This window comes from Rhodothermales bacterium (assembly GCA_013002345.1).
Classification (GTDB): Bacteria; Bacteroidota; Rhodothermia; order Rhodothermales; family JABDKH01; genus JABDKH01.
Map to the genome: position 1 here is coordinate 1 of JABDKH010000002.1, position 4,910 is coordinate 4,910.

Below are 4,910 nucleotides of genomic sequence, written 5' to 3' on the forward strand. Positions count from 1 at the left end.
CCACAGACGGCGGCATCTGCCAGCCCTCTCTGTATGAGCATAAAAGCGTCTCCAATGTTGTTATTCCCGGTGGCGCAGGCTGATACGACACAATAATTCGGCCCCCGAAATCCATACTCGATGGAGATGTAGCCGGCGGCTATGTCCGGGATTAGCATCGGGATGAAGAAGGGCGAAAGCCTCCGGACGCCGCTTTCCAGGTACGTCTGAACCTGGTCGGCAAACACCTTGATGCCTCCGATTCCGCTGCCGAAAATGACAGCGATCCGATCCCTTTCCTCGTCGGAGAGCGTCGTGGTATCGACCCCGGCATCGATGACGGCCTGCTTGGCGACCGACAGTGCGTACTGGCAGAAGCCATCCAGGCGTCGAGCCTGCTTGCGATCCATATCCATGGTCGGATCGTAGCCGTCCAACTCGCAGGCGAATTTCGACGCGAACGGTTCGGTGTCGAACTTGGTGATCGTCGCGGCTCCGCTCCGACCCGCCATCATTCCTCGCCAGAACTCGTCAACGGACAAGCCAATGGGGGTAAGTGCCCCCATCCCGGTTACGACAACCCTTCGAGCTCTGTTTTGCATAAGAAGATCAACGCGAAAGCGTTGGGATCAGCTGCCAACCTTCTCGCTCAGGTAGGTAACGGCGTCACCGACCGTTCCAATATTCTCAGCTTCCTCGTCTGGAATCGTCAGGTCGAACTCCTTCTCGAACTCCATAATGAGCTCGACCGTGTCAAGTGAGTCTGCGCCGAGATCATTCGTGAACGATGCCTCAGGCGTGATGTCAGCCTCGTCGACGCCGAGTTTTTCAACGATGATGGCACTGACCTTTGAGGCGATATCGTTTGACATGGGATGGTCTCCGTCAATTTGTACGTGCGGCCCGCAGCAACCCGAAATAATACCCGGAAACGCGTTTTTCGCGTCCTCAGTGCTGCACAGAACCGCAAAAGCTACACTAGGCCCGCGCCATAAGCAATTTGCCTGACGATGCTTGATGCAGACTTCGAATAGCCCGACCAGGAATCCGTCGCAAGACTTTGGCCTGTTTGGACCGGCGCCATCGGGTATTTTTTGGCGAATCTATCTCGCTTCGAAGGCGTTTGCTAGTTCATTGTTTCCTCGTTCCTCGGCGTTGGATCCAGCAACGGCCTCTCGAGAAGAACCCTAAACAGTTAACATTCTGACTATGTCCTACCTGTTCACATCCGAATCTGTGTCAGAGGGTCACCCTGACAAGGTCGCGGATCAAATCTCGGACGCCATCCTCGACGCCCTGCTGAAGGAGGATCCGGAAAGCCGTGTCGCGGTGGAAACCCTCGTAACAACCGGCCTGGTAGTGCTGTCCGGTGAGGTCACCTCCGATGGATACGTCGACGTTCAGGAGATCGCCAGAGAGGTGATACGAGAAATAGGTTACAACGACCCGACGCTCCGTTTCGACGCCGATTCTTGTGGCGTGATCAGCAGCATTCATGAGCAGAGCGTTGACATCTCGAGAGGTGTCGTGGGTTCAGAGGATATCGGCGCCGGAGATCAGGGGATGATGTTCGGATACGCATGTCGCGAGACCCCTGAATTCATGCCAATGGCAATCATGTTCGCCCATGGCTTGATGCGCGAGCTGGCGGATATCCGAAAGAACTCGGACAAAATGCCGTACCTGCGGCCTGACTCGAAAGCCCAGGTTACGATCGAATACGATGACGATCGGAAGACGCCGCGCAGGGTTCACACGATTGTCGTTTCCACACAGCATGCGGAATCCGTCGAGCCCGAAGAAATCGCACGCGATGTGCGCAAATTCCTGATTCCGCGCGTCATTCCGGCGAACCTTCTGGACGACAAACTCATTCTCCATGTAAACCCGACGGGACGCTTCGTCATCGGTGGACCGCACGGAGATACCGGTCTCACGGGACGGAAGATCATTGTAGACACATATGGCGGTCGCGGCGCACACGGTGGCGGTGCATTCAGTGGAAAGGACCCGACCAAAGTCGATCGGTCGGCTACATATGCAGCGCGTCACGTGGCAAAGAACATCTTAGCTGCAGACCTCGCCGACGAAGTGGAAGTTCAGCTCGCCTATGCGATCGGGATTGCAAGGCCCGTGTCGATTGACGTGAACACGTACGGAACGGGCGTCATGCCGGATGATCAACTGGTCGAAATCATTGGCAAAGTATTCGATCTGCGTCCGCGGGTGATCATTGACCGATTAAGGCTCCGGCAACCCGGCTATATAAAAACCGCTGCGTACGGTCACTTTGGCCGCGACGAGTTTTCCTGGGAGGCTCTTGACCACGTTGAAGAGCTGAAGGCCGCGGCGGCTTCGCTCGTTTGATCGTGATATAGTTGGGCGGGGAGTGGTCGATACTTGAGGTCGCCGCACACGGCTCGGCACGGGAGCAAAGCCGACGTCCCGACGTGACATAGAAACGAATTCCAGGCGCACGCAATGCGCGCCCGGCACCTCGATGAAGCAAGTCCTTGTTCTTCTGGCGGTTTGTTGTTTTGCGTTGCCGCAGTTGGCAGCCGGGCAGCAACAGGAAGTGAGTACGCCCGAGATCTTCAAGGAGACCGTGCGTCATGTGGCCCGGCGGACTGACGCTACCTCCGACGTTCGTACGCTGCGCCAGGGTAACACGCGGGTAGACCCCGCTACGGGTGTGACACGGGCGGTATATCGCGCCGAAGCCGTCGGCGCATCCGCCGACACTCCGGAGGCAGCGGCCCGGTCCTCACTCACGCGGTATGCTCGTGAGTTTGGGTTCGGCAGCGACATAGAATTGCGTGTCGAGTCCATTCGATCTACGGATGTTAGTCATCACGTGTTGATGCAACAGTACGTTGCCGGCCTGCCCGTCTACCGACGGTTCGTGAACGTCAGTCTCGACGTCAGCCTTGAGCCGACGATGATTCTGAACGGCATTGCGGAGGGAATCGACTCCCGGAAGATCAATACAAACCCGGCCCTGTCGGCGGACGCGGCGAAGGGCATCGCTCGCTCGACGCTGGTCGACGGAGCCGCAAGCACGTCGGACCCGGACCTGCAGGTCTTTCCGTCGGATCCGCCCCGCCTTGTGTGGCGATTGATCCTGTGGCCCGACCACACACCCGGTGAATGGGAAGTCCTCGTCGACGCTCGCTCGGGCGACGTCGTTCAACTTCTAGACCAGGCCTTCCATCGCCTCGAGGAGGTTGAACACGGTTCATACGTGCGGTCCACGATCGAGGAGCACGAGAGCGTTGCTACTGCCACGGGGAGTGGCTACGTGTTTAATCCCGACCCGCTGACTTCGTCCGGCGCTCCGTACGGGCCGCCGTTCATTGACAGCTCGGACTCCGACATCAACGCGCTCAACGATGAGCGGATTCTGGTCGACCTGCTTGAGATTTCTCTCGGCAACGACAGTAATTATCGACTTGAGGGACCGCACGTCAAGATTACGGGGGGCGGTTCATTGGCGCCTCCCTACGAGCCTCCGGCGCTCGGGTCGCCTGGTGACTTCACTTTCACCCGTGGAGAAGATCATTTTGAGGCAGTGAATGCCTACTACCATCTCGACAAGAGCCAGCGGTATGTTCAGTCCATCGGCTTTTTCGACCGGCAGAATGCGCCCCTGACGGTCAATCCGCGGGCGTTTGCGTCGGACAACTCGTTCTACACGCCGTCCCGCAACATCGTCGAATTCGGAATCGGCGGCGTTGATGATGCTGAAGACGCGGGAGTCCTGTGGCACGAATACGCGCACTCGTTGCTCGAAGCCGGTGCCCCCGGATTGAATGCCAGTAGCGAGGGGCAGGCTTTGCACGAGGGTTGGTCGGATTTCTGGGCGACATCCTACTTGCGATTGCTCGCCGAGACGTCCGTGGGCAAGAGAGATGACTGGGAGAATGTCTTCCGATGGGACAGCGGAGATGGCCAGATCTGGCCGGGACGATCCGTGACCCGCGCCGGCGTGTATCCGGCCGCGACCACGTGTGAGGACCCCGGCGATTCGAACGGTGACGGCTGCAATATCTACACAGACGGATTACTGTGGGCGACGGCCCTGATGGAAATCTACACCGACGTCGGCAAGTCGGTCATCGATCGATTGCTGCTGCAGTCACACTCATATCTGTCTCATCCGGTCACGTTCGTCGACGCGGCCGAGGCTGTCGTGCAGGCCGATCGCGACCTTTTCGGCGGCGTCCACACGGCCAGCATCATCGGGCGGCTTTCGGACCGCGGATACCTTGGAGTTGTCGGTCCTATCGTTTCTCATGAGCCGTTGCCGGCATCGGAGCAACTGGGCGGTTCGGTTCGTGTCGAGGTCGAAGCCTTCCAGGGGAATTCTCCCATTCAGAGTGTGACGCTTTCCCATCGCGTTGCGGGCTCAGGCGACTTCGTCGACCAGCCGGTCGTGCTGGAATCAGGCGCGGTATATGCGACACAGCTTTCGCTGCCGAGTGAACCGTCGACCGTCGAATATTTCATCGAAGCGGAGGACGAAGCCAACACGCGCACGCGGCTCCCCGGCGATATAAATGCGTTCTTTTCGTTCGACATCGGGCCCGATCTTGAAGCGCCAACCATCTCGCACCTGCCAATCGCACTCGCATCGGCCGCGCTCTGGCCTGCACAGGTGGTGGCATCGGTAGACGATAACCTCGGCGTCGACACCGCGTGGGTGGAGTTCACGATCGAGGATGGCAGTGGCGCAGTGTACGATAGCGGATCGTTCGGTCTTGCGTACGATGGAACAGATTATCGTGGGTACTTCACGACACAGGCCGCGGCGTTGCAGCCGGGATCGATCGTCCGATACGCGCTGAAAGCCACAGACGCCGCGGCAGCCGGGAATACGGCCGCCGATCCGGCAAGCGGACAGCATCAGTTCCCCATCGTCTTCTCAGGTCTTC

4 protein-coding genes are annotated in these 4,910 nt (G+C 58.7%); 2 read left to right on the forward strand and 2 right to left on the reverse strand.

Going from position 1 to position 4,910, the window contains the following annotated elements:
- Together HKN37_00035 and HKN37_00040 are read right to left on the reverse strand one after the other, a co-directional pair.
- Positions 1-581, reverse strand: a 581-nt coding sequence (locus tag HKN37_00035; GenBank protein NNE45025.1) for a beta-ketoacyl-[acyl-carrier-protein] synthase II, incomplete at its 3' end; no start/stop codon positions are given.
- A 27-nt stretch (positions 582-608) separates the two neighbouring features.
- Positions 609-851, reverse strand: a complete 243-nt coding sequence (locus HKN37_00040; protein ID NNE45026.1) for an acyl carrier protein — start codon at positions 849-851, stop codon at positions 609-611.
- A gap of 337 nt (positions 852-1,188) precedes the next feature.
- Between HKN37_00040 and HKN37_00045 the strand changes: the two genes are divergently transcribed.
- Together HKN37_00045 and HKN37_00050 are read left to right on the forward strand one after the other, a co-directional pair.
- Positions 1,189-2,346, forward strand: a complete 1,158-nt coding sequence (locus HKN37_00045; GenBank protein ID NNE45027.1) for a methionine adenosyltransferase — start codon at positions 1,189-1,191, stop codon at positions 2,344-2,346.
- Between the two features lie 133 nt (positions 2,347-2,479).
- Positions 2,480-4,910 (forward strand): hypothetical protein (locus tag HKN37_00050; GenBank protein NNE45028.1); only part of this gene is annotated, 2,431 nt, incomplete at its 3' end.

What these genes read in the sequence shown, in the direction of transcription:
- HKN37_00045 (NNE45027.1), top strand. Translation starts at nt 1,189, where the DNA reads ATGTCCTACCTGTTCACATCCGAATCTGTGTCAGAGGGTCACCCTGAC.
- HKN37_00040 (NNE45026.1), bottom strand. Translation starts at nt 851, where the DNA reads ATGTCAAACGATATCGCCTCAAAGGTCAGTGCCATCATCGTTGAAAAA.